This is a genomic window from Streptomyces sp. NBC_00005, from assembly GCF_045160215.1.
In the GTDB taxonomy this organism is placed as follows: Bacteria; Actinomycetota; Actinomycetes; order Streptomycetales; family Streptomycetaceae; genus Streptomyces.
This window is the reverse complement of record NZ_CP108316.1, coordinates 3,128,932-3,152,569: the sequence shown is the minus strand read 5'-3', so window position 1 is coordinate 3,152,569 and position 23,638 is coordinate 3,128,932. Positions and strand designations below refer to the sequence as shown.

Genomic DNA, 23,638 nt, shown 5'->3' with positions numbered 1-23,638 from the left:
GTCGCCGTCCCCACAGCACACCCCCGCATACCTCCGCGTGCACCGAGGAGCACCGACCATGCGTCTGACCGTCACCGCCGTCGACCCGCAGCAGGGCCAGACCGCGGACATCGTGATCGAGGCCGATCCATCGGTTCCGGTCGGCGAGCTCGCCGAGGAACTCCGCCGGCGGCTGCGCGGCGGTGACCCCGACGCGCAGCCGGTCCTTTTCCACAGCGACACCCCGCTGCCGTACGACCAGCCGGTGGGCGCCACCGGCCTCCGGGCCGGCAGCCTGCTGTCCCTGGACGCACCGGTGGCCACGCCCGGCCGGGAGCCGGACGGGGTCGCGGAGGTGCGGGCGGTCGGCGGCGCCGACGCCGGGGCCGTGTTCCGGCTGCCGCCGGGCGACTACGAGATCGGCGCCGCCCACGCCTGCCGGATCCGGCTGACCGCCGACGGTCTCGCCAAGACGGCCGCCCACCTCAAGGTCTCCGCCGACGGCACCGCGACCGTGCGCTCGGCGCGGGGGGAGCAGGCGCTGCTGGACGACACCGCCGTACCCGAGTGGACCGAGTGGCCGGCCGGCGGTGTCCTCGAAGTCGGCCCGACCCTGCTGGAGTTGACCGCCCCCACCTACCCCGACGCCGCCCTCGTCCCCTCCGAGGACGGCGTCGGCCTGGACTACAACCGTCCGCCGCGGCTGCTGCCGCCGCCCGTGCAGAACCGGTTCAAGCTGCCGATACCGCCCGGCAAGCCGGCTCGCAACAAGCTCCAACTGCCGCTGATCTTCGCCCCGTTGGTGATGGCCGGGGTCTCCGTCCTGCTGCTGGGCAACCTCCGCTTCCTCGTCTTCGGTCTGCTGTCCCCGGTCATCGCCCTGGTCAGCCAGCTCTCCAACAAGAAGCGCGGCAAGGAGAACCACCAGGAGCAGGTCGCCGAGTACGAGCGGAGGAAGGCCGAGCTGGAGGGGGAGGTGGACGAGGCGGTGCTCGCCGAGCAGCGGGCCCGCCGCAGCGCCGGCCCCGACCCGGCCGCCGCGCTGCTCATCGCCGCCGGACCGCGGCTGCGGCTGTGGGAACGCCGCTGGCGCGACGACGACTTCCTGCTGCTGCGGCTCGGTGTGGCCGACCGGCCGGCCTACGTGGAACTGGACGACCCGGCCGAGGCGGAGCACCGCCGCCGGATCACCCGCACCACGCGCGCCGTACCCGTCACCGTGCCGCTGCGCGCGGCCGGGGTGCTGGGCGTCGCGGGCGGCGAGGCCGCCGTACCCCTGGTGCGCTGGCTGACCGCGCAGGCCGCGACCCTGCACAGCCCCTCCGACCTGCGGATCTGCATACTCGCGGGCAGCAGCGGCGAGGACCGCTGGTCCTGGGTGCACTGGCTGCCGCACACCGCCCCGCTCGGCGAGGACACCCGCAGCCTGGTCGGCGCGACCACCGAGTCGGTGGGCCGCCGTATCGCCGAGATCTGCGCCGTGATCGCCGCCCGGCAGGCCGCCGGCAGCCGCGGGGCACGCGGCGGTGCGGCCGGCGAGCCCGACGTCCTGGTCGTCCTCGACGGGGCGCGTCGGCTGCGCGCCCTCCCCGGCGTCATCCAGATCCTGCGCGAGGGCCCGGCGGTCGGCGTGTACGCGGTGTGCGTGGACGACGAGGCGCGGCTGCTGCCCGAGGAGTGCCAGGCCGTGGCGGTCGCCGGTTCCGACGGGCGGCTGCGCGTCGAGCAGACCGGCGCCGACCCGGTGGACGGCGTCCTGATGGACGCGCCGAGCCGCGCCTGGTCCGTCGGTGTCGCCCGCGCCCTCGCCCCGCTGCGGGACGTGGGCGACGACGCCGAGGAGAACCTGCTGCCCGGCTCCGTACGACTGCTCGACGTGCTCGGTCTGGAACCGCCGGTGCCGGACGGGGTGGCCGCCGGATGGGTCGTCAACGGCCGTAGCACCAGGGCGATTCTGGGCGAGGGTGTCGACGGGCCGTTCTCCGTCGACCTCGCCGCCGACGGACCGCACGGACTGATCGCCGGCACCACCGGCTCCGGCAAGTCCGAACTGCTGCAGACCCTGGTGGCGAGCCTCGCCGTCGCCAACCGCCCCGACGAGCTGAACTTCGTCCTCATCGACTACAAGGGCGGCAGCGCGTTCGCCGAGTGCGAGGAACTGCCGCACACCGTGGGCATGGTCACCGACCTGGACACCCATCTCGTGGAGCGGGCCCTGGTCTCCCTCGGCGCCGAACTCAAGCGCCGCGAACACATCCTGGCCCAGGCCGCCGCCAAGGACATCGACGACTACACCGACAAGCGCACCCGGCGCCCCGAGCTCGTCCCGATGCCCCGACTGGTGCTGGTCATCGACGAGTTCGCCTCGATGATCCGCGAACTGCCCGACTTCGTCTCCGGGTTGGTGAACATCGCGCAGCGGGGCCGGTCGCTCGGCATCCACCTGATGCTGGCCACCCAGCGCCCCTCCGGCGCGGTCACCGCCGACATCCGGGCCAACACCAACCTGCGGATCGCCCTGCGCACCACCGACACCGGCGAGAGCCGCGACATCATCGACGCCCCCGACTCCGGCCAGCTCTCGCCCCGCACCCCGGGACGTGCCTACGCCCGGCTCGGACACGCGGCGCTGCTGCCGTTCCAGACCGGCCGGATCGGCGGCCGGCGCCTCGACTCCTCGGACCTCGACGAGGAGCACCGGGCCCCGGTCCTCACCGAACTCCACTGGGAGGAACTGGGCGACCCGCTGCCCCGAACGGCCGTCGCCGAGCGCGCCGTACAGCCGGTCACGGATCTGTCGGTGCTGGTGGAGGCGGTGCGCGGCGCCGCGGAACAGTTGGCCGTCCCGCCCGCCCGCCGCCCGTGGCTGCCGCCGCTGCCCGACTCGATGGCGCTCGCCGACCTGGTCTCCGCACCCGCCGATGCCGGTCAACTCGCCCCCGTCGCCTACGGGTTGGTCGACGTCCCCGCCGAGCAGGCGCAGCGCGAACTCGTCTTCGACCTCGACCGGACGGGCCATCTGCACATCATCGGTTCACCGCGCAGCGGCCGTTCCCAGGCGCTGCGCACCCTGGCCGCCGCGCTGACCGGGGCGCACGGCACCGCCGACGTCCACCTCTACGGCCTCGACTGCGGCAACGGCGCCCTGCAGGCCCTCACCGGACTGCCGCACTGCGGCGCGGTGGTGGACCGGGGTGAGACCGAGCGTGTGGTGCGGCTGCTGTCCCGGCTCACCGGAGAGGTCGGCCGGCGCCGCGCGCTGCTTGGCCGGCAGGGCGTCGCGGACCTCACTGAGCTGCGCAGGATCCTGCCCGAGCAGGAGCGGCCGCCGCACGTGCTGCTGCTGGTCGACCGGTTCGAGGCGTTCGAGCGGGACTTCGGCGCGTACGACCAGGGCAGTGTGATGGACGCGATGACGCTGCTGATGCGCGAGGGCGCGAGCGTCGGAGTGCACCTGGTGCTGGCGGGCGACCGGGTGCTGAGCCAGAGCCGGTTCTCCTCGACCACCGAGGACAAGCTGGTGCTGCGGCTGAACGACCGCAACGACTACTCGATGGTGGGCCTGACCGCCCGTTCCGTCCCGGAGGACCTCGCGGCGGGGCGCGCCATCCAGCCCAAGGACACGACGAACGCCCAGATCGCGCTCGTCGACGGCACCGACCCGAGCGGCGCCGCGCAGGCCCGCGCGTTGGTCGCCCTGGCCGAGCGCACGACCGAGCGGGACGCCCAAGTCCCGGACGCGCGGCGGCCGTTCAGGGTCGACGTGCTGCCCGAGCGGCTCGGCTTCGAGGAGGCCCTGGAGCGCAGGCCGCGGGGCGTCTCCCCGCTGTGGGCGATGGTGGGCGTCGGCGGCGACGAACTCTCCGCCCAGGGCACGGACATGTCCCTGGTCCCGTCCTTCGTGATCGGCGGACCGCCGCGCTCCGGCCGCAGCACCGTGCTGCTCACCATGGCCCGCTCGCTGATCGAGGCGGGCACGAAGCTCGTGGTGATCACGCCCCGCATCTCGCCCCTGCGCAAGCTGTCCGGACACCCGGGGGTGGTCGAGGTCTTCACCGACTCCGACGTCGAGGTGGCGGCCTTCCGCGCGGCGCTCGGCAAGGTGGACTCACCGGCCGGCGCGATCCTGGTCGACGACGCCGAACTGATGATCAACTCGGAGCTGGACGGCGATCTTGCCGCCCTCGCCCGGGGCGGCGCCGGTGACGGCTGGGGTCTGGTCGTGGCCGGCAACAACGAGGTTCTGCTCGGCGGCCTCTCCGGCTGGCAGGCGATCGTCCGCCGCAACCGCTGCGGAGCGCTGCTCGCGCCCCGTTCGGCGAGCGACGGCGAACTGGTCGGCGCCCGCGTCCCGCGCGGCATCCTCGGCGAGGACAGCGAACCGGGCCGCGCCCACCTCCAGCTCGGCGACGGCCGGTTCCTCACGGTCCGGGTGCCGCACACGACGGTGGACTAGCACCCCGCACAACAGGCCCTGTACGACAGTTCGCCCCCGGCCGGTCCCGGTCGGGGGCGAACGTCTTTGCCGTAGAGGTCAGTTGGTGCCCGACACAAGAAAAAGGCCCGGCCACATGGGCCGGGCCTTCTCGTGCGGTCGGTCAGCTCGCCGCCGCGACCGGCGCCTCCTCACCGAAGGCGAACGTCGACGTGATGGCGTCGAACAGGTCGTACAGCTGGTCGGCGACCGGGATGTTCGGGCTGAAGCAGGTGACGATGAGCACCCGCCTGCTGTCGGGCACCGGCACCACCGTGTGCATCACCACCAGCTTGTACGAGACCCCGGCGGCGACCTCGCTCTCCTCGATGCCCACCAGCCGGCCCACCTGCCCGGCACCGGGCAGCGTCTCCGTGGTGAACGTCCGCGTCGTGCCCTCGCCGCGGCTCTCCCCGGTGGCGGAGAACTGCTTGGCCAGGCCGTGCGCGGAGAAGTCCTCACCGGGCGGCGGCGTGATGCTGAAGATCAGCAGACCGGCCATCAGCAGGCCGTCCTCGTACATGGTCGTGGTGCCCGCGGCGTACACGGCGCCGCGCCGGCGGGCGCCGTCCATGATCCGTCGCGCATTGCGGAAGGCCTGGTTGACGACGTCCCGCGTTGGCTTGTCGGGGGTCTGCCGCAGCATCTCGGCCCGCCGCTCGGCGAGCGTGTCGCCGCTGAGGTCGTACTCCGTCCAGTTGTCCGGGATGGCGATCCCGAAGCTCTGCGAACCGTTGGTCATGGACCGTGCTCCTCTTGTTCGTCCGGCCGTCGCCGTCCCGGGACGGGCTTCACTTGCTTCCGTCATTGCCGTCGAGCGCCGACGCCTGCTGGTTGTCGGCGTCCGCGAACGCCTTCACGATGGCCTCGCAGGCGTCCCGCAGGTCCTTGCTGTTCCGCTTGAGCTGGGTGCGACCGTCGTTCCACTTCCGGTCGAAGTTGTCGCCGGCGTCCACCAGGGGCCGGCCCACCGCGGTGGCGTCGAAGCCGCTCGACTTGGTGTCGATCAGGTCCATCACCTGCCGCAGGAGCGTGCCGAGGCGCTCCACCTCGTCTCCGGGCATGTTGATCTCGGCCATGGGGCTCCTCCCTGGGGGGCGTGGATCGGCGGGTGTGTCCTGCCTCGCACCAGGAACGCCTCCCGCAGCGCAGCGGTTCAACGCGCCGGCACGAAAAGGCGGTTCAGCGGGCGGACAGCAGAACGCGGACGGCACGCGGGCCGTCGACCGGCTCTCGCGTGCCATCCGCGTGCTGAAGGGGTGCTCTCAGGTGCCGTTCCGCACGAGCTTGCCGTCCGCCCCGACGACGAACCACTGCCCGTCCAGACCCTGCCCGTTGACGTCACCGGGCGCCGCGTCACCGACGTAGTAGTACAGCGGCCAGCCGCCGTACGTGGTCTGCACCGCGCCGCCCGACTTCTTGGCCACCTGGATCAGCGAGGACTTCACGCCCTTGCCGGCGGTGGCCTTGGCACTGCCGGTCAGCGCGGGCCAGACCGCGATGCACTTGGCGTCGCAACTGCTCGCGCCGCCCTTGTCCTTGGTGAAGGCGTACAGGGTCCGGCCCTCGCCGTCGACCAGGATGGAGCCGACACCGGAGTCCTTGACCGCGATGGCCTCGCTCCTGCCGCCGGACCCCTTCGCCGTGCCGCCGTCGTCCTTCCCCCCGCCGCAGGCGACCAGCCCCAGAGCCAGCGGTATCGCGATCAGAGCCGTCCGTGCGCGCATTGTGGTGACCTCTCTCAGCGGTGAATCGGAAGGGGTCGCATCCCCGCGTCCCACACGTGCCGAGGGGGTAGTGGGTTCAGTTTTCTTCTACGGCCCTGAATTGAACCGGTGGCGGCGCCCGCTCGTGATTCGGGCAGCAAATGGGACCCCATCAATGAGACCCAATCCCGGAAGGACGAAAAGAATGCGCAAGTTCTCTCTCGCGGTGTCCGCCACCGTGCTCGCCACCGGCCTGTTCGCCGCGTCACCCGCGCTGGCCCACGACGGACACGGCATGCACGGCGCCGGCGGCTCGGCCGCAACGGCGTCGGCCACACCCCCGCAGGCCGTCTCGCCGAACGAACCGGCCGTCTCCCTCATCGCCCAGCTCTCCGGCGACCAGGAGGTGCCCGTCAAGGGCGGTCCCGCCGTGGGCGACCCGGACGGCAAGGCCGTGGCGCTGGTCAAGGTCAAGGGCAACCGCATCACGTTCGCCCTCTCCTGGAACGGCATCGACCACCCGACGCTGGGACACATCCACGAGGGCGCCACGGGCACCAACGGCGATGTGAAGGTCGGCCTGTTCACCACGGCCATGCCGTCCACCGTGCAGTCCGCCGCCGGCCAGACCTCGGTGACCGACGCCGCGCTCGCCCGTCAACTGCGCACCGATCCCGCCGACTTCTACGTGAACCTGCACACCAAGGAGTTCCCCGGCGGCGCCGTCCGCGGCCAGCTGCGGACGCTGGCCAAGCCCGTCAACCCGCTCAGCATCATCCGGGGCGGCAAGCTCCGTGCGCTCGCCGACGGCGGCCAGGAGGTGCCGACCGGCGACCCGAAGCGGGTCGGCGACCCGGACGGCCACGCCGTCACGTTCCTGTACCCCGGCACCGGCCGGGTCGGCTACTCCGTGGCCTGGGTGAACATCGGCGCCCCGCTGGCCGGTCACGTCCACCAGGGGGTGCTGGGCCGCAACGGCGACGTGAAGGTCCCGCTGTTCGTCACCCCGGTCCCGCAGAACATCTTCGCGATCTCCGGCACCGTCAGCGTCCAGGACCCGTCGGTCCTCGCGCAGATCAAGAAGGCCCCGACCGGCTTCTACGCCAACCTGCACACCGCGGAGTTCCCCGACGGAGCGGTCCGAGGACAGCTGTTCCGCTGAACCGCCGTTCAACAACAGGCGGCTTCCCGGCCAACGAATCCCAAGATTCCGCCATGGTTCAAAAGGGGACTTGATTGGTCTAGACATTGCTGCCACGCTGCTTCACGTGTGGATCCGACTCTTCCGTTCAAGAGCCCGTCTACTCCGGATATGTGTGCCCGCGGCCGTCGGTGTGTCGGCCGTCCTGGGGGCCGGTCTCCTCGTTGCGGGCCGTCCGGCCGTGGCACAGGCGGCGCCCGCCGCCGACCGTTACGTCGACATCGTCTCGGTCGCCCGGACCCCGTTGGCCGCCGTTCTGCCGGACGCCTCCACCGGCACGTACAGCGAGGACTGCGGCCGTAATGAGAACGCTCACCGCAACGCGGACAACCTCGTGGTCTCGCCCGGCGTCTCCGGTTCGGCCCACCACATCCACGACTACGTGGGCAATGTGTCGACCACCGCCCTGTCGAGCAACGAGAGCCTGGCCGCGGCCGGCACCACCTGTGTCGGCGGAGACCGCTCCACGTACTACTGGCCCGTGCTGCGGCGGCTGGACCGGACGGGGGCGGACGCCCACGCCATGGGCGGCGGGACGGACGGCAACACCGGTGCGATCCTGACGCCGTCCTCGGTCGCGATCGAGTTCCGCGGCAACCCGGTGAGCAAGGTGGTCGCCATGCCCCGGTTCCTGCGCCTGGTCACCGGCGACCCGGTCGCGCTCTACACGGGCGACACCAACGTGCATGCGCAGTGGGGCTGTTCGGGCTACCGGGACCGCTTCACGACCAAGTACACCCTGTGTCCGAGGGGCAGCGGACCGACCCGCACCCTGGACTTCCCCAGCTGCTGGGACGGTCTGTCCACGGACAGCCCCGACCACCGTACGCACGTGGTGTTCCCGGCGGCCGACGGAGTCTGCCCGCACGCCACCTTCGCCGTGCCGCAACTGCGCGTCACCCTCACGTACGCCCTGCCCCACGGCACGCCGTACGCGGTCGACTCCTTCCCGGAGGAGAAGCGCGATCCCAAGACGGATCACGCCCAGTTCATCAACGTGATGACGGACCGTCGGATGTCCGCGCTGGTCGGCTGCCTGAACGAGGGTCGCCACTGCCGTCCGGCGTGACGTCGCCCGCGTGACGCGGCCGGAACGACGCGGCCCGCGTGAAGCGGAGAAAAAAATTCCGAACTCGGATCGAACCGACTCCGGCTGCCACTCGTGTACAGCGCGTCAGCTCAGGAGAGGACGGGAGAAAGTGAATGGCGGCGCTGTGGTCCCGCGCTCGGGACAAGCAGAGAACAAGCGACGAGGTACTGATCCGTTCCTTGTACGAGGAACACGGCAGGGCCCTCCTCGCTTACGCCCAGCGGCTCACGGGTGACCATGCCGCCGCGGAGGACGTGGTCCAGGAGACCCTGATCCGGGCCTGGAAGAACCAGGAGGCCCTGGTCAACGGCAAGGGCTCGGTGCGCGGTTGGCTGCTCACCGTGGCCCGCAACATCATCACGGACCGGTTCCGGGCCAAGGCCGCGCGTCCGAAGGAGGTCGCCGAGTCCGCGGGCACCACCCCGGTGGCGAACGACCACGCGGACGGCGTCGTGGACTCGATGCTCGTCATGGAGGCCCTCGACCGGCTCTCCCCGGACCACCGGGACGTGCTGAACGAGATCTACTTCCAGGGCCGGAGCGTCAACGAGGCGGCGGAGACTCTGGGAATACCTCCCGGGACCGTGAAATCCCGTTCACACTATGCCTTGAAACAGCTACGGGACCTGTACAGAGACAAACCGAAGACAGCGAAGCTCGTCGCGCTGAAGGAGGTGGCGGCATGAGCATCAAGGAACACGACAGCGCACTGCTCGGCGCCTACGTCCTCGGCACGCTGGACGAGCGGGAGGTGCGGGCCGTAGACGAACACGTGGCCGCGTGCGACCGGTGCCGTGAAGAACTGGACGGATTGCGGGAGATGGAAGCGGCACTCGGTGAAGTGCCGCCGGAGGCGTTCCTCGACGGTCCGCCGGAGGGCGGCGATCTGCTGCTGCAGCGCACGATCCGGCAGGTGCGCAACGAACGTGACGGCGTGGAACGCCGACGACGGACGGCCCTGGTCGCGGTCGCCGCGGTCGCGGCCGCTGCCGTACTGGGCGGCGGTGTGCTGATCGGCCGGCAGGCCGGCGGAGGCACGAACCAGGTCGCGGACCCCCCGGCGACCACGGTCACGGCCCCCGCGACCCCGCCCGCCGGCACCCGGGTCGCCTCGGGCACCAGCGCCTCGACGGGCAGCCGGATGACGGTACGGGTGACCCCGGCCGCGTCCTGGGTCCGGGTCAACGCCTCGGTCAACGGGATCCCGGTGGGTGAGCACTGCCGCCTCATCGTGGAGAGCAAGGACGGCAAACGCGAGGTGGCCGGCAGCTGGGTCGTCGCGGACGAGGACAAGGGCGCCAACCTCGACGGTTCGGCGGCCATCGCAAGCGACGACGTCGCCAAGGTCCTGGTGGAGAACGAACAGGGCAAGGAATACGTCTCCTTGAAGGTCTGATCACCCTTTCCGGCCGCGCAGGAATTCTGCGCGGCCGGCTCTTCCCCGCAATTTCGTCGTTGGCTGCGCGCTGCCGTTTTCCCGAAGGGCAGGTACGACACGCATGGACGGCTCCAACTCGAAGGCGACGGGTGTCGCTTTCATCGGCTGCGGCTATGTCGCCGACTTCTACATCGCCACTCTTCCCAACCACCCCGACTTGTCCCTCCGCGGTGTCCACGACTCCGACGCCGAACGGGCCAAGAAATTCTCCGAACACCACGGATTGCGTCCGTACGCCTCGCTCGACGAACTGCTGGCGGACGACTCGGTTGCCATCGCCGTCAACCTGACCAATCCCCACAGCCACTACGAGGTCTCCCGCCGCTGTCTGGAGGCGGGAAAACACGTCTACTCGGAGAAACCTTTCGCCGAGGAGCTGGGGCAGGCCACCGAACTCGTCGAGTACGCAGAGCGGCACGGCCTGATCCTGTCGTCGGCCCCCTGCTCATTCCTCGGTGAAACGGCGCAAACCCTCGCGCATGCCCTCGCCGAGGGCCGCATCGGTCAACCGCGTCTCGTCTACGCCGAGTTGGACGACGGTGCGGTGCACCAGATGAACTTCCGCAGCTGGGCCGGCCCCTCCGGAGCGCCCTGGCCGTACGCCGACGAGTTCCGCGTCGGACCCACCCTGGAGCACGCCGGCTACTACCTCACCTGGCTCACGGCCTTCTTCGGACCGGCGTCGGAGGTCATGTCGTACGGCGGTCTGCTCCAGCCGGACAAAACCCCGGAGGTGGAACCCTCCGCACTCGCCCCCGACTTCACCTGCGCCCTGATCCGCTTCCACTCCGGTGTCGTCGCCCGGCTGACCTGCAGCACCGTGGCCCCCGAGGACCACTCGCTGCGGATCGTCGGCGACGACGGAGTGCTGTCCGTGTCGGAATGCTGGGACTACGGCGCCGAGGTCACGGTCCGCACGAGGACGGAGATGTCGGAGTCGACGCCCCACTATCTGTCCGAGCCCCAACAGGTGCCCCTCGTCCTCCCGGCGGACCACCCCTTCCGCTACGAGCGCCACCACGGGCACGACATGGACTTCGCCCGTGGCATCGCCGACCTGGCGGCGGCGATCCGCGGCGGCACGACCCCACAACTCACCGCCCGGCACGCCCTGCACGTCCTGGAGATCACCCTGGCCGTCTCCTCCGCACAGGGAGCGGCCCACACCGTCCTGCACACCACGTTCGATCGGACATGAGGCGTTTCATGTCAGTCCCCCCGCAGCCCGTCCCCCCGCAGCCGATCCCCTTACAGACGGTCCCAGCGCAGAGAGTCCCCTCGCCGGCAGTCCACGCCATCGAGGTGCACGACGTGGTGAAGACCTATCCGTCAGGCGTGCGCGCGCTCGGCGGTCTCTCGTTCACCGTCGAGCCCGGCCAGGTCTTCGGACTCCTCGGCCCCAACGGCGCCGGCAAGTCGACCACCATGAAGATCCTCACCACCCTGGCCCGCCCGGACTCCGGTTCGGTGCGGGTCGCCGGACATGACGCACTGCGCCGCCCCGACCTGGTACGCCGCGCCATCGGCGTCGTCGCCCAGCGGTCCGGCGCGGACCCGATGACGACCGGACGCGACAACCTCGTCCTGCAGGGGCGGCTCTACGGGTTACGCGGCGCCGAACTCTCGCGCAGAGTCGGGGAGTTGCTCGACCGGTTCGACCTCGGTCACGCCGCCGGACGGGAGGTGCGCACCTACTCGGGAGGCATGCAGCGCCGACTGGACGTCGCCCTCGGCCTGGTGCACACGCCCCAAGTGCTCTTCCTCGACGAGCCGACGACCGGGCTCGACCCCGAGTCCCGCACGGCGATGTGGGACGAGATCGAACGGCTGGTCGCCGACAACGCCCTGACCATCCTGCTGACCACCCACCACCTGGAGGAGGTCGACCGGCTCGCCCACCGGCTGGCCATCGTCGACCACGGGCGGATCGTCGTCGCGGGCACGCCCGAGGAGCTGAAGGGCGAGCTGCGCGGCGACGCCGTACGCATCGAACTGCGGTCCACTCCCGACGCCCGCGCGGAACAGCTCGCCCGTCAGGCGCTCGCCACCCTGCCCGGCCTCCGGGAGATCACTGTCGAGGGGCGCAGGCTGAGCGCCCGCGCCGACGAGGGTGCGGCCGCCGTACCGGCCGCGCTCGCCGCCCTCGACCAGGCCGGTCTGCCCGTCGCCGCCGTCACCGTCGCCCGGCCCTCGATGGACGACGTGTATCTGCGCCACGTGGGCCGACGTCCCCCCGCGACCGTCGAGCCGATCGGAGCCCTCGCATGAACGGCGCGCTCGTCGACACCCTGTGGCTGACCCACCGCCGACTGAGCGTGGTCGTCCGTCAGCCCGGATACCTGGCCATCACGATGGTCCAACCGGTCATCTGGCTCTTCCTGTTCGGCAGCCTGTTCAAGAGGATCGTCGAACTGCCCGGCTTCGGCGTCACCTCGTACCTGGACTATCTCGTGCCGGGCATCGTGGTGATGAACGCCCTCTCGTTCAACTCCTGGGCGGGCATGGGCACGTTGGACGAGATCGAGCGCGGCACCCTCAACCGCTTCCTGATCACTCCGGTCCGCCGCAGCGCGATGGTGAGCTGCGTCGTCGTGGAGCACGGGCTCAGTACGGTCGTGCAGTCGCTGATCATCGTCCTGCTCGGCCGGGCGGGCGGCGCGCACTACGCGGGCGGCGTCCCCGGCGTGGTCGTACTGATCACCGCCGCCGTGCTGCTCGGCATGGTCTTCAGCGCCCTGTCCCACACCATCGGGCTGCTGGTGCGACGGCGCGAGACCGTCATCGCGCTCAACACCTTCCTGCTCCTTCCCCTCACCTTCCTGTCGTCGGCGTTCATGTCGGCGCAGCTGATGCCGCACTGGATGCGCGCCATCGCGGGCTTCAACCCCGTCAACTGGGCGCTGGTCGCCGGGCGTTCGGCCCTGGGCGCCACCCCCGACTGGATCACCGTCCTCACCCGGTGCGGCGGACTGGCCGCGCTCGCGGTGCTGTTGGTGGCCGTTTCCCTGCGGGGCTTCAGCGCCTACCAGAGATCCGTGTAACGCAGGCGCCTGACGCAGGCCCGCTGTTGCTCCCTGCTCCCGTTCCACTGAACCCCCCGCGACTTTCCCCGTCCTTCCCCGTCCTTCCCTTCCCTTTTCCCCTGCTCCCTGCGATGAAGAGGCATGCCCTGATGCACCCCATCACGGCAGGCCGGTCGACGCCTGACCTGTCAGCAGACGTCGATCCGGCCTGCTCTGCCCACATCCCCGCCGCCGAGATGCTCGCCGACGACTGGCTCCCGCTCCGCCGGACCGCCGCCGGAGTCCTGGTCGCCACCGCCGACCCGTTACCGGACCGGGCCGCGCTCAGCCGGTGGTTCCCCGGTGAGGAACTGGTGTTCCGGGACGCCGGGCGGCGCGAGTTGCAGGAACTCGTCGTCGACACGCGTCTCGACGAGGTCGCCGACGACATGGCCAACGCGTTCACCCGGAACTTCCCGGAACATGCCGCCCGGACCGGCGTCAGACCGTGGCAGAAGGCGGCGGCGTACGTCCTCGCGCTCACGGTGGCCGGCGCGTCGGCGGCCGGCGGCCTGGGCGTCGTCGTCACCGCCGTCTCCTCGCTCTTCAGCCTCGGGCTGCTGTTCAAGGTGTTCCTCGCGGCGGTGTCCTCGCGGCGGCCGCCCGCACCGTCTGGCGAGCTGTCCGACGCCGAACTCCCCACCTACACCGTCCTGGTGCCGGCGTACGAGGAAGAGGCCGTCATCGGGGACACCGTGCGCTGGCTCGCGGAACTGGACTATCCCGAGGACAAGCTGGAGATCCTGGTGCTGGTGGAGCGCCGCGACGAGGCGACCGCCCGTGCGGTTCGGGAGGCCGAGCCCCCGGACTTCGTCCGCATCGTCCCGCTGGCCCCGGGGAAGCCGCAGACCAAACCGCGGTCCTGCAACCTCGGGCTGATGCTGGCCCGCGGCGAACTACTGGTGATCTTCGACGCGGAGGACCGGCCGGAGCACGACCAGTTGCGCAAGGTCGCCCGGCAGTTCGCGGCCGGCGGCGACGAACTGGCCTGTGTGCAGGCCAAGTTGAACTACTACAACGAACACCGCAACCTGCTGACCCGGTTGTTCAGCCTGGAGTACGCGTTCTGGTTCGACCTGATGCTGCCGGGCCTGGCCCGGCTCGGCCTGCCGATCCCGCTGGGTGGCACGAGCAACCACCTGCGCACCGACGTCCTGCGCCGGGTCGGCGGCTGGGACGCCTGGAACGTCACCGAGGACGCCGACCTCGGTCTGCGGCTCGCCTCGACCGGCCACCGGGTCGACATCGCCGACTCCACGACCTGGGAGGAGTGCCCCGCCCGTCCCTGGGCCTGGATCACCCAGCGCACCCGCTGGCTCAAGGGCTATCTACTGACGGGCCTCGTCTACACGAGGCGACCTGCCGACACCGTCCGGCGGTTCGGCTGGACCGGCCTGGTGTCGCTGCTGGGCATCGTCTTCGGCACCCCCGTCGTCTTCATGTGCTGGCCGATCGCCTTCGTGCTGCCCCTGACCGGCGGGGGTGGTGTTCAGGCCGCTGCCATGTGGACCAGCGGCGCCGTCATGGCCGTATCGATGCTGATCGCGGCCCGCCGCCGCCGGATGTCCTGGTGGACGGCGGCCCTGGTCCCGCTGTACTGGCTCCTGCACGCCTTCGCCGGCTGGCGCGGCCTCTGGCAGCTCATTCGCGCCCCGTACAAGTGGGAGAAGACGGCCCACGGAAGCGCCCCACACAGGCGCGGGTCCGTGTCGATCGGGGGCTCGGCCGCGGGGCGCGACCAGCCACAACGACCCGAACAGCCGCTCAACGACCGCAACTAGTGCCGTTGCCTGTTGCGGCACTAGGCACACGCCTTGAGGAACGGACGATGGACGAAGTCGAGCGCGAGATCCGCAGCCTGTTCAACCCCGTCACCCTCCGCCCGTACGGCCCGCCCGAGTTCCCGCGCCTCCCCGACGATCCGCGGATCGTGCAGCTTCCACAGCGCGGAGCGCAGCCCGACCGTGTCGAGCCGGTGCAGCGGCACATGCATGCCCACACCCCGCCGCCGCACCAGCTCGCCCCACATCGGCTGGTCGAGCATCCCGGACGCCACCAGGGAGGGCACGCCCGCCCGGACGGCCGACCCGGTGGTGCCGGAGCCGCCGTGGTGCACCGCGAGCCGGCACCGGGGGAGCAGCGCCGTGAGATCCGCGCTGTCCAGCACGCGGATCCGGGACGGATCACCGACCGCCGCCGCGGGCAGCCCGGCCCAGCCGGCGGTCACCACGGCGCGCAGTCCCAGCTCCCCGGTGGCGCGCTCGATCATCGCCACCGCCGCCGCGGGATCGGCCACGGGCGTGCTGCCGAAGCCGAAGTAGGCGGGGGCGTCGCCCGCGTCCAGCCAGCTCTCCAGCTCCGCGTCCAGGCCGTGTTCCGCGGCCAGTGCGCGGTCCTCGCCCTCCAGTTCCAGCCAGCCGGCGAACGGGCGCTGCTCCGGCCACTCGATGCCGGGCATCAGCAGCGAGCTGTAGCCCTGGATCTCCAGCGCCCCGAGCTGCTGGGCGCGCAGCGGGGTGGACAGGTCCGTCGGTGCCAGGCCGAAGGCGCCGCGCAGCTGGTTGACGCCCGCGCGGCGCATCTCCCACGAGGCGCGCTCGTACTCGATGTGCGTCTTCCAGTTGGCGCCGGGGGCCGTGGACGCCTTGCTGGTCACGAAGGGGTTCGGCACCACATGGTTGGGCCGCACCGGGAAGAGGTGCAGCAGGGCCAGCGGGATCTTTTGGGCCTCGGCGATCAGCACCGCGATGTCCTCGGTCAGCGAACCGGAGACGATGAGGTCGGCGCCCTCGCACACCCGGAACAGGGTCCGGGCGATGTCGCCGATGTGGGCCGCCATCACCGTACGCAGCCCGGCGAGGAACTCCGCGCTGTCGCTGGAGGTGACCCAGCTGCGTTCCGGCGTGGGCGGCGAGGCGAGGAACTCCCGCCAGTCCACCGGCAGTTGCTCCAGCGGCAGCCCGGCAGCCCGCACCATGTCCGCGGATCCGGCCGGGACCGCGAGCACGGGTGCGTGCCCGCGCCGGACCAACTCCCGGCCCAGGGCGACAAGCGGCTGGACGTCGCCGCGGGTGCCATGGGTCATCAGGACGATACGCAGAGCCTTCATCTCGTTGCCACCTTCCGTGCCTGCCTCGGTCCGTTCCCCCGTGTCGGGGAACGCGACGGCAACACGGGAGGCGACCCGTGGCGGTTCGGCCGTACGGGAGTGGGACGAGCCACACCGGTCGGCGGGAACCGAAGCCCGCCACGGAGCGTCGCGCGCGGCGCGGCCGTCGATCACAAACCCCACCAGGCGATTTGTCATCGGGTTTTTACCTGGCCTGTGGGAATGGCGGATAAATGCTCCAAAAATTTGCTTGATGGCGTGCGCGGCAAAGCCGTCTCACAGCTTGGGAAACCCACAGGAAAAGTCGAACGCCGACCCCGATCCGCGGTCGGTTCAATGTCTGAAATGGGGGTGAAAAACGGGATGAGAAGGGGGAGTTGGCCGCTCCGGTCGCCGTTGACAATGGACTGGACCACACGTAACTTCTTGAGCGTGCAACAACGTCTGGCTGATTCTTCGCCGGCGTGATCGGTCTTTTGGTGTTCCCCTTTACAGGACGGCCCAATGACGTTCGTCATCGCACAGCGAAATTCACTGTTATCCGCTCTGTGGCGCCTCTATGAAAAGGAGCCGGACCGGCTCCTCTTCACCTTTGTCGACGACCATGGCGAGGACGCCGAGACGCTCCGCGCCGGGGAACTCACCGAGGCCGTCGACGAGATCGCCCGCTCCCTGCGGTCATGGGGACTCGCCCCCGGTGACCGCGCGGTACTCGTCTATCCGCCCTCCCTCGACTTCCTGAAGGCGTTCATGGGCTGCCTCGCCGCCGGCGTGCTGCCCGTGCCCGTCTACCCCCCGAACCCCTTCCGGCTCTCCCGCGACCTCGCCGGGTTCAACGCCATAGTGGAGAGCTCGGGTGCGACGGCCGCCCTCACCAACGGCCTCTTCGACCGCTCCCGCAGAGCCTCCTCGGTCGGCCGTCTCCTCGGCCGCTCGGAGCACAACTGGCCCCGCATTCCCTGGTATCGCACCGACCGCCGCCCCGGCCGACGAGGCGGCGCGGACTGTGATCCCGACACCTGGTACGAGCCCGCCGGCCCCGGTGAGACCGCGTTCCTGCAGTACACCTCGGGCTCCACCGGCACCCCCAAGGGCGTCATGGTCACCCATGGCAACCTCGTCCACGAGATCGCCGCCAACGTCGTCGACCTCCGCCTCAACGACGAGACCAGAGGCGTGTTCTGGCTCCCGCAGTACCACGACATGGGCCTGATCAACGTGTTCCTCAGCACCGCGATCGGCAACTCGACGACCCACATCCTGTCGCCGCTCACCTTTCTCCAACGGCCCTGGATCTGGCTCGACGTCATGTCCCGGGTCGGGGCCACCATCACCTCGGCGCCGAACTTCGCCTACGACCTGGCGATCCGCAAGACCACCCCCGAGATGCGCGCCGCCTGGGACCTGTCCTGCCTGGAGATGGCCATCACCGCCGCCGAACCCATCCGCACCCGCACCATCAGCGCCTTCCTCGACGCGTTCGCCGTCACCGGCGTCCGGCCCGACGTGTTCTACGGCGCCTACGGCCTGGCGGAGAACACCGCGAGCGTCACCAACCGCGGCCAGGGCGTGCTGCGTCTGGACAAACAGGCGCTGGCGGAGGGCGACGTCGTACCCGTCGACCCACCTGTCGAAGGAACCTCCTACGACGCCGGCGGACACGTCGACTACTACGGCTGCGGCTTCTCCAGCAAGCCCGAGGACCGGATCCGCATCGTCGACCCGGACACCGGCGTCCCGTGCCCGCCCGCGCGAGTCGGCGAGATCTGGGTACGGTCGTCGACCACCGCCGCCGGCTACTGGGGACGCCCCGAGGCCACCCGCGAGATCTTCCACGCGACCGTCACGGGCGACGACGATCCGACCGAGTACCTGCGCACCGGCGACCTCGGATTCCTGCACGAGGGCCAGCTGTTCATGACCGGCCGGATCAAGGACCTGATCATCGTCCGGGGACGCAACGTCTACCCCTCCGACATCGAGAACAGCGTCCGCGAGTGCCATCGGGACATCCGGCCCGGCGGCATCGTGGCCTTCGCCCTCGGACCCGACGAGACCTTCCCCGGCGACCTCACGGGTGACGGCGACTCCACCGAACGACTGGTCGTCTTCGCCGAGACCGCCCGTAAGCGGATCGACGCGGACCTCGCCGCCGAGATCTGCGCGACCGTCCGCAAGTTCGTCTACGCCGACCACCAACTCGCCTGCCACACCGTCGTGTTGGGCCGACCGGGCCTGGTGCGCAAGACCACCAGCGGCAAGGTGCGGCGCCGGGTGTGCAAGGCGGCGCTGCTCAGCGGCGAGGTCGACCGCGAGACCGGCACGCTCCTGGTGTCGGTGCAGGGAACAGAGTCCACCGGCCAGTTCACCGAGGAACATTCATGAACCCCAGCAACGCCGACGGCAACGGCCTGATCCTCGCCACCGGTCCCCGCGACCCGCGCATGTACGACGTCGACGACGATTTCCGGCGCGTCCTGATCGACATGTCCGCGCTGACCGTGGCCTCCGCCACCCGCCGGGACCGCTTTTTCCACGCGACGTCCACGGCGGCCCGAGGCACCCTCACCGTGCTCGACGCCCCAGACCTGCCCGCCCACGGCTTCCTCCGCCCCGGCCGCCGCTTCCCGGTGCTCGCCCGCTACAGCAACTCGGTCGGCACCGACGACGTCAAACCGACCGTCCGAGGCCTCACCCTCCGGCTGCTGGACGGCGACGCCGACACCGCGAGCGGCCTCGCACCCGGACTGCTCGACCTCACCTTCAACACCGGCCCGACCTTCTTCGCCTCCACCGCCGAGATCTTCCGCCGCAGCTTCGGCACCCCCGAGGAACGCGCCCGCAACATCGGCGAGAAGCCCGAAGTACGGGCCATCATCTGGAACAACATCAGGACCGCCGGGTCCTACGCCACCTACGACTTCTACTCCCAGGTGCCGCAGGGCTTCGTCGCCGAGGACGGCCGCCAGTGGCTGATCCGCTTCCGGGTCCACCCGGTCGACGAACCGCTGGAGCGCGGCGACTTCGACCACGGCGACCTGTGGTGGCCGCCGGACGCGCCGCACGAGATCCCCCGCCCGCAGGGCGACACCCGCGCCCCCGCCTTCCTCCGCGAGGACCTGCGCACCCGCCTGAGCACCACCGGCGTCCACAACGTCCTCCAGGCCCAGCTGCACCCCCTGGACGGCACGCCCGCGACCACCGACAGCGCCCTCGACCCGGCCCGCGTCTGGCCGGAGGACCGCTGCCCCTGGTTCGACCTGGGCGACCTGCGCCTGGACACCCCCGCCGACGACGAGGCGGTCAACCGGACCGCGTTCGACCCCGGCCTGGCCCCGCCCGACCTCGGCATCGCCCTCGCCCGCTCGCCGCACTCCACCGCGTCCCTGAACCATCTGCGGGCGCTGATCTACCAGGCCGCGTCGTACGCCCGCCTCGGCGAGCGTCAACCGCCGGAACTGACCGCGCTGTTGAGGCCCAGCAGGACCATCACGACCGCGCCCACCACTGCCACCGCCCCCGCCCGCCGCGTGGTCGTCGTCGGCGCCGGGCCGAGCGGGCTGACCGTCGCCCGCGAACTGGAGCGGGCCGGACACCGGGTCACCGTCCTGGAGGCACGGGAGTCGGTGGCCGGAAAGTGCGAGAGCGTTCGGATCGACGGCCGCGCCTACGACCTCGGCGGCCACATCTGCACCAACCAGTACGAGCGGGTCGCCGAGTTGGCCACCGAGCTGGGTGTGCCGACCGAGGCGACGACCCCGTACCGGATCCTCGATGTCGAGCAGGGTGTTCCGACGCCGCAGGACACGTCCTTCTTCCGTAGGGAAACGTTCCGCCGCTATCAGGCGCTCCGCGAGCGCGAGTTCCCGCGCATCGGCGAACCCGGCCTCGCGCACTCCGCGAAGGCCCTCGCCGCCCCCGTGACGCAGTGGCTGGCCGAGCACGGCCTCGAGTCCATGGCCGCCTCCTTCGGCACCGGCTACACGGCGGCCGGCTACGGCTACCTCGACGACGACGTCCCCGCGCTGTACTTCGTCAAGTACGCGGAGATGACCGGACTGTTGGGCAACAAGCCACAACTCCTGGGCCACCCGGGCGCGTTCACCATCGCCGGCGGCTTCGACACACTGTGGCAACGGGTCGCGGACGAACTGGACGACCTGCGTCTCGGGGTGCGCGTCGAGTCGGTCGAGCGGCACGCGGACGGCGTACGGGTGTGCGCTGACGGGGAGTTGATCGAGGCGGACGACCTCGTCCTCACCGTGGCTCTGGACCGGTTGCTGCCGGTCCTGGACGCCACCGAGGACGAGCGCGAACTCGCCGCCCGCATCCGGGGCAACGCGTACCACACCACCGTGGCCCGCGCCTCCGGCCTGCCGGACTCCGCCTTCCACTTCCTGAAGCAGCACAACGACAGCCGTACGGCCAGGGGCCATTGCGTCGCCTACCACCACCGCCACGAGGGCAGCGACGTCCACACCTTCTACTCGTACGGCAGCCCCGAGGACGTCGGTTCGCTGCTCGGGGAGGACATCGCGGCGCTCGGCGGACGCCTCGACGAGGTGCGGCTGCACCGTGAGTGGGCGTTCATGCCGCACTTCGGCGCCGACGATCTGCGCGACGGTGTCCTGGACCGGCTGGAGGCCCTGCAGGGCCGGGACCACACGTACTACGCGGGCAGCCTGCCCGCCTTCGAACTCGTCGAGTGTGTCGTCGCCCAGGCCCAGGAGCTGGCCCGCACGCACTTCGCGGCACCGCCCCGCGCGGTCGCCGCCGACCTGGCGCTGACGGCTCCCGCGCTCGGTGCCGGGCTCACCATGACCGCCGTACGAGACTGGCTGGTCACCAGCATCGCGGCCGAACTGCGCCTGCCCGCCGCCGAGATCGACACCGCTCGGCCGCTGGAGGAGTACGCGCTGGAGTCGCTGTCCGTCGCGTCCCTGCAGGCCCGGCTCTCCGACTGGCTGGGATACCGCATCCCGCACACCCTGTTCATGGAGGTGCCCACCATCGACGAGGCAGCCCGGTACCTCGTGGAACCCGACCACAGCACGGACGGTGTGCGCGAGGAAACGCCGACGCCGACCCGCCTGGTCCCCCTCAACTCGCCCCGCCCCTTCTTCTGCGCCGGCGGCCTCGGCGGCTCGGCGCTCTACCTGACCGCGCTGGCCCGCGCCCTCGGCGACGCCCGCCCCTGCTACGCCTTCGAGGTGCCCGGCCTCGACGGCAAGCACGAACCCCTTGACGACGTCATGGACTTGGCGGCCGTCTTCGTCGAGGACATCCGGCTGATCCAGCCGCGCGGCCCCTACCTCCTAGGCGGCCATTCCTTCGGTGGGGTGATCGCCTACGAGGCGGCACGACAGCTGCGCGAAGCCGGCGAGAAGGTCCACCGGGTCGTCCTGTTCGACAGCTACGTACCGCTGCCGGGCCGGGGCGCGCCCGCCGACGACGACCTGCGGGCCGTCGAGGAACTCCTCGCCCTGCGCCACATCGCCTGTCTCGCCACGGACAACTGCAGCTGCGGCGTCGACCGCGCCAAGCCCCTGGAGGAACAGGGCGAGGAGATCGCACGGGCCCTCGGCGCGACCGACCCCGAGGCGTACGAGTCCCACCTCGTCAATGTGGTCGGCACCTACCAGGCCGGTCTGCGGGCCTTCGCGCTGTACCGGCCGCTGCCCTCGGACCTGTCGCTGGTCCTGGTCAAACCGGAGCACGGATTCGCACCGCTGAGCCCACAGGACCACCGCGTCCCGATGCACTTCGACTCGCCCAACGGCTGGAACACCGTGGAACTGGGGGAGTTGAGCGTGATCACCGTGCCCGGCAACCACTTCAGCATGTTCACCCGCCCGTATCTGAAGCCGGTCGCGGAAGCCGCCCGCAACAGCCTGGCGGGTGCCCGATGACCACGGTGACACGTGTCCCCGCCGCGGACAGCGTGGCGGTCTCCGGTACGGACATCGTGGCGGCCGTCCGCTCGATACGGCAGCCCGTCGACGTCGTACGGGACCTGGACAGCGGCCAGTTGGGGGTGGGCGGCCCCGGCGAACTCGTCGGGACGCTGCCGCCGCTGTACCCGGAATGGCTGGGCGACCGGTCGTTCGGCGAGACGCACGGCACCCGATTCGCCTACGTCGCCGGCGAGATGGCCAACGGCATCGCCACCACGCGACTGGTGACCGCCATGGCCCGGGCGGAGATGCTCGGCTTCTTCGGTGCCGGGGGACTCGCCCCCGAACGGGTCGAGGCCGCCGTCGACGAACTCGTCACCGCCCTCGGTGACCGCCCCAACTGGGGTGTGAACCTGATCCATTCACCGAACGAGCCCGCCGTCGAGGACCGGGTGGCCGAGCTGCTGCTGCGGCGCGGGGTGCCCATCGTCTCCGCGTCGGCCTTCATGGACCTCACCCCGGCGGTCGTGCGCTGCTCGGCCACCGGGCTGCGCGCCGACGCCACGGGCCGGGTCCACCGGCGCACCCGCGTGTTCGCCAAGGTGTCCCGGCCGGAGGTGGCCGCGAAGTTCATGTCACCCGCCCCGGCCGAGCTGCTGAACTCCCTGGTCGCCAAAGGCCAGTTGACCGAGGAAGAGGCGCGGCTCGCCGCCCGTGTACCGGTCGCCGAGGACATCACGGCCGAGGGCGACAGCGGCGGCCACACCGACAACCGGCCGCTGGTGTCCCTGCTGCCCGTCCTGCTGGGGCTGCGCGACGAGATCACCGCACGGTACGGCTACGACCGGACCGTCCGGGTCGGCGCGGCCGGCGGCCTCGGCACCCCGGCGAGCGTCGCCGCCGCCTACGCCCTGGGCGCCGCCTACGTGGTCACCGGCACGGTCAACCAGATCGTCGACGAGGCCGGGATCTCCGAGGACGCCAAGGAACTGCTCGCCCGGGCCGACCTCGCCGACGTCACCACGGCCCCCGCCGCCGACATGTTCGAGCTCGGCGCCAAGGTCCAAGTGCTGGGCCGGGGAACGATGTTCGCGGTCCGGGGCAGCCGCCTCTACGAGATCTACCGGACGTACCCGTCCCTGGAGGCCCTGCCACCACAGGAGCGCGAGCGGCTGGAACGCCAGGTGCTCGGTGCCTCCGTCGACGACGTCTGGGCCGAGGTGCTGCGCTTCTGGCGGCGTCGCGACCCGGCCGAGCTCACCCGCGCCGAACAGGACCCCAAGCACCGGATGGCCCTGGTCTTCCGCTGGTACCTCGGCCTGTCCAGCCGCTGGGCGATCGACGGCGACACCGCGCGCCGGGCCGACTACCAGATCTGGTGCGGGCCCGCGATGGGTGCCTTCAACCGCTGGACCGAGGGCAGCTTCCTCGCCGAGCCCGGCCGCCGCCCGGCCGTCCAGATCGCCCGCAACCTCCTGGAGGGCGCCGCGGTCCTCACCCGGGCCCACCAGCTGCGCACCCACGGGGTGCCGGTGCCCGCCGAGGCGTTCGCCTTCGCGCCGCGCCCACTGTCCGACTCATAGTCCCCCGACTCGTAGTCACATTCCTTTTCTCTCAGCGCTGTTCGCGCTGCTGTGCCATGCCCTGAGACAGGCCTGGCCTTGCCGTGCCTCACACACCCAGGT

16 protein-coding genes are annotated in these 23,638 nt (G+C 71.0%); 12 read left to right on the top strand and 4 right to left on the bottom strand.

Translation table 11 applies throughout. From position 1 onward, the window contains the following. The first annotated feature begins 58 nt into the window (after positions 1–58). Entirely contained in the window at positions 59–4,435 is a 4,377-nt protein-coding gene (locus OG303_RS14510; RefSeq protein ID WP_405868581.1) for an FtsK/SpoIIIE domain-containing protein, read from the top strand. A gap of 142 nt (positions 4,436–4,577) precedes the next feature. Here the strand turns inward: OG303_RS14510 and OG303_RS14505 are convergent, their stop codons facing one another. The 3 genes from OG303_RS14505 to OG303_RS14495 form a co-directional block, all read right to left on the bottom strand. Then, positions 4,578–5,195 carry a hypothetical protein gene (locus OG303_RS14505; RefSeq protein WP_405868579.1) on the bottom strand — a complete coding sequence of 206 codons (618 nt, stop codon included), beginning with the start codon at positions 5,193–5,195 and terminating at the stop codon, positions 4,578–4,580. Between the two features lie 49 nt (positions 5,196–5,244). Then, the gene (locus OG303_RS14500) at positions 5,245–5,532 is read right to left on the bottom strand and encodes a hypothetical protein (protein WP_405868577.1); all 288 of its coding nucleotides are present in this window, start codon (positions 5,530–5,532) and stop codon (positions 5,245–5,247) included. Between the two features lie 186 nt (positions 5,533–5,718). Then, positions 5,719–6,180, bottom strand: a complete 462-nt coding sequence (locus tag OG303_RS14495; protein WP_405868575.1) for a hypothetical protein — start codon at positions 6,178–6,180, stop codon at positions 5,719–5,721. Between the two features lie 184 nt (positions 6,181–6,364). On the opposite strand from OG303_RS14495, the gene OG303_RS14490 reads away from it, so the two are divergent. The 8 genes from OG303_RS14490 to OG303_RS14455 all read left to right on the top strand — a co-directional run bounded on the left by OG303_RS14490 (position 6,365) and on the right by OG303_RS14455 (position 14,731). Next, positions 6,365–7,321 (top strand): CHRD domain-containing protein, encoded by a 957-nt coding sequence (locus tag OG303_RS14490; RefSeq protein WP_405868573.1) that lies wholly within the window; start codon positions 6,365–6,367, stop codon positions 7,319–7,321. A gap of 154 nt (positions 7,322–7,475) precedes the next feature. Then, entirely contained in the window at positions 7,476–8,429 is a 954-nt protein-coding gene (locus tag OG303_RS14485; protein ID WP_405868571.1) for a DUF1996 domain-containing protein, read from the top strand. A 134-nt stretch (positions 8,430–8,563) separates the two neighbouring features. After that, a complete protein-coding gene (locus OG303_RS14480; RefSeq protein WP_405868569.1) occupies positions 8,564–9,136 on the top strand; it encodes a sigma-70 family RNA polymerase sigma factor in 573 nt (190 codons plus the stop codon). Then, the gene (locus tag OG303_RS14475; RefSeq protein ID WP_405868567.1) at positions 9,133–9,846 is read left to right on the top strand and encodes a zf-HC2 domain-containing protein; all 714 of its coding nucleotides are present in this window, start codon (positions 9,133–9,135) and stop codon (positions 9,844–9,846) included. Before OG303_RS14480 ends, OG303_RS14475 begins: the two co-directional genes overlap by 4 nt. 103 nt (positions 9,847–9,949) lie before the next feature. Continuing rightward, positions 9,950–11,086, top strand: coding sequence for a Gfo/Idh/MocA family protein (locus tag OG303_RS14470; RefSeq protein WP_405868565.1), 1,137 nt, complete (start codon positions 9,950–9,952; stop codon positions 11,084–11,086). A 113-nt stretch (positions 11,087–11,199) separates the two neighbouring features. Further along, positions 11,200–12,156: an ATP-binding cassette domain-containing protein gene (locus tag OG303_RS14465; protein WP_405868563.1), complete on the top strand. Its 957-nt coding sequence runs from the start codon at positions 11,200–11,202 to the stop codon at positions 12,154–12,156. Further along, a complete protein-coding gene (locus OG303_RS14460) occupies positions 12,153–12,929 on the top strand; it encodes an ABC transporter permease (protein WP_405868561.1) in 777 nt (258 codons plus the stop codon). The genes OG303_RS14465 and OG303_RS14460 overlap by 4 nt, the downstream gene beginning before the upstream one ends. Before the next feature lie 113 nt (positions 12,930–13,042). Further along, positions 13,043–14,731 carry a glycosyltransferase gene (locus OG303_RS14455; RefSeq protein WP_405868560.1) on the top strand — a complete coding sequence of 563 codons (1,689 nt, stop codon included), beginning with the start codon at positions 13,043–13,045 and terminating at the stop codon, positions 14,729–14,731. A 20-nt stretch (positions 14,732–14,751) separates the two neighbouring features. Here the strand turns inward: OG303_RS14455 and OG303_RS14450 are convergent, their stop codons facing one another. After that, positions 14,752–16,059 carry a glycosyltransferase gene (locus tag OG303_RS14450; protein WP_405868558.1) on the bottom strand — a complete coding sequence of 436 codons (1,308 nt, stop codon included), beginning with the start codon at positions 16,057–16,059 and terminating at the stop codon, positions 14,752–14,754. Positions 16,060–16,563: 504 nt separating this feature from the next. Between OG303_RS14450 and OG303_RS14445 the strand changes: the two genes are divergently transcribed. The 3 genes from OG303_RS14445 to OG303_RS14435 are packed head-to-tail and all read left to right on the top strand — an operon-like array spanning position 16,564 to position 23,536. Next, complete coding sequence (locus tag OG303_RS14445; RefSeq protein ID WP_405868556.1) at positions 16,564–18,444, top strand: fatty acyl-AMP ligase; 1,881 nt, start codon at positions 16,564–16,566, stop codon at positions 18,442–18,444. Then, positions 18,441–21,968, top strand: coding sequence for an alpha/beta fold hydrolase (locus OG303_RS14440; RefSeq protein WP_405868555.1), 3,528 nt, complete (start codon positions 18,441–18,443; stop codon positions 21,966–21,968). Before OG303_RS14445 ends, OG303_RS14440 begins: the two co-directional genes overlap by 4 nt. Beyond that, positions 21,965–23,536 carry a PfaD family polyunsaturated fatty acid/polyketide biosynthesis protein gene (locus OG303_RS14435; protein WP_405868553.1) on the top strand — a complete coding sequence of 524 codons (1,572 nt, stop codon included), beginning with the start codon at positions 21,965–21,967 and terminating at the stop codon, positions 23,534–23,536. The genes OG303_RS14440 and OG303_RS14435 overlap by 4 nt, the downstream gene beginning before the upstream one ends. Positions 23,537–23,638: the final 102 nt, after the last annotated feature.

Excerpts from the sequence above, each read along its gene's own strand:
- OG303_RS14475 (WP_405868567.1), top strand. The coding sequence starts at position 9,133 with ATGAGCATCAAGGAACACGACAGCGCACTGCTCGGCGCCTACGTCCTC.
- OG303_RS14455 (WP_405868560.1), top strand. The coding sequence starts at position 13,043 with ATGAAGAGGCATGCCCTGATGCACCCCATCACGGCAGGCCGGTCGACG.
- OG303_RS14435 (WP_405868553.1), top strand. The coding sequence starts at position 21,965 with ATGACCACGGTGACACGTGTCCCCGCCGCGGACAGCGTGGCGGTCTCC.
- OG303_RS14510 (WP_405868581.1), top strand. The coding sequence starts at position 59 with ATGCGTCTGACCGTCACCGCCGTCGACCCGCAGCAGGGCCAGACCGCG.
- OG303_RS14490 (WP_405868573.1), top strand. The coding sequence starts at position 6,365 with ATGCGCAAGTTCTCTCTCGCGGTGTCCGCCACCGTGCTCGCCACCGGC.
- OG303_RS14505 (WP_405868579.1), bottom strand. The coding sequence starts at position 5,195 with ATGACCAACGGTTCGCAGAGCTTCGGGATCGCCATCCCGGACAACTGG.
- OG303_RS14480 (WP_405868569.1), top strand. The coding sequence starts at position 8,564 with ATGGCGGCGCTGTGGTCCCGCGCTCGGGACAAGCAGAGAACAAGCGAC.
- OG303_RS14495 (WP_405868575.1), bottom strand. The coding sequence starts at position 6,180 with ATGCGCGCACGGACGGCTCTGATCGCGATACCGCTGGCTCTGGGGCTG.
- OG303_RS14445 (WP_405868556.1), top strand. The coding sequence starts at position 16,564 with ATGACGTTCGTCATCGCACAGCGAAATTCACTGTTATCCGCTCTGTGG.
- OG303_RS14440 (WP_405868555.1), top strand. The coding sequence starts at position 18,441 with ATGAACCCCAGCAACGCCGACGGCAACGGCCTGATCCTCGCCACCGGT.
- OG303_RS14460 (WP_405868561.1), top strand. The coding sequence starts at position 12,153 with ATGAACGGCGCGCTCGTCGACACCCTGTGGCTGACCCACCGCCGACTG.
- OG303_RS14450 (WP_405868558.1), bottom strand. The coding sequence starts at position 16,059 with ATGAAGGCTCTGCGTATCGTCCTGATGACCCATGGCACCCGCGGCGAC.
- OG303_RS14470 (WP_405868565.1), top strand. The coding sequence starts at position 9,950 with ATGGACGGCTCCAACTCGAAGGCGACGGGTGTCGCTTTCATCGGCTGC.
- OG303_RS14500 (WP_405868577.1), bottom strand. The coding sequence starts at position 5,532 with ATGGCCGAGATCAACATGCCCGGAGACGAGGTGGAGCGCCTCGGCACG.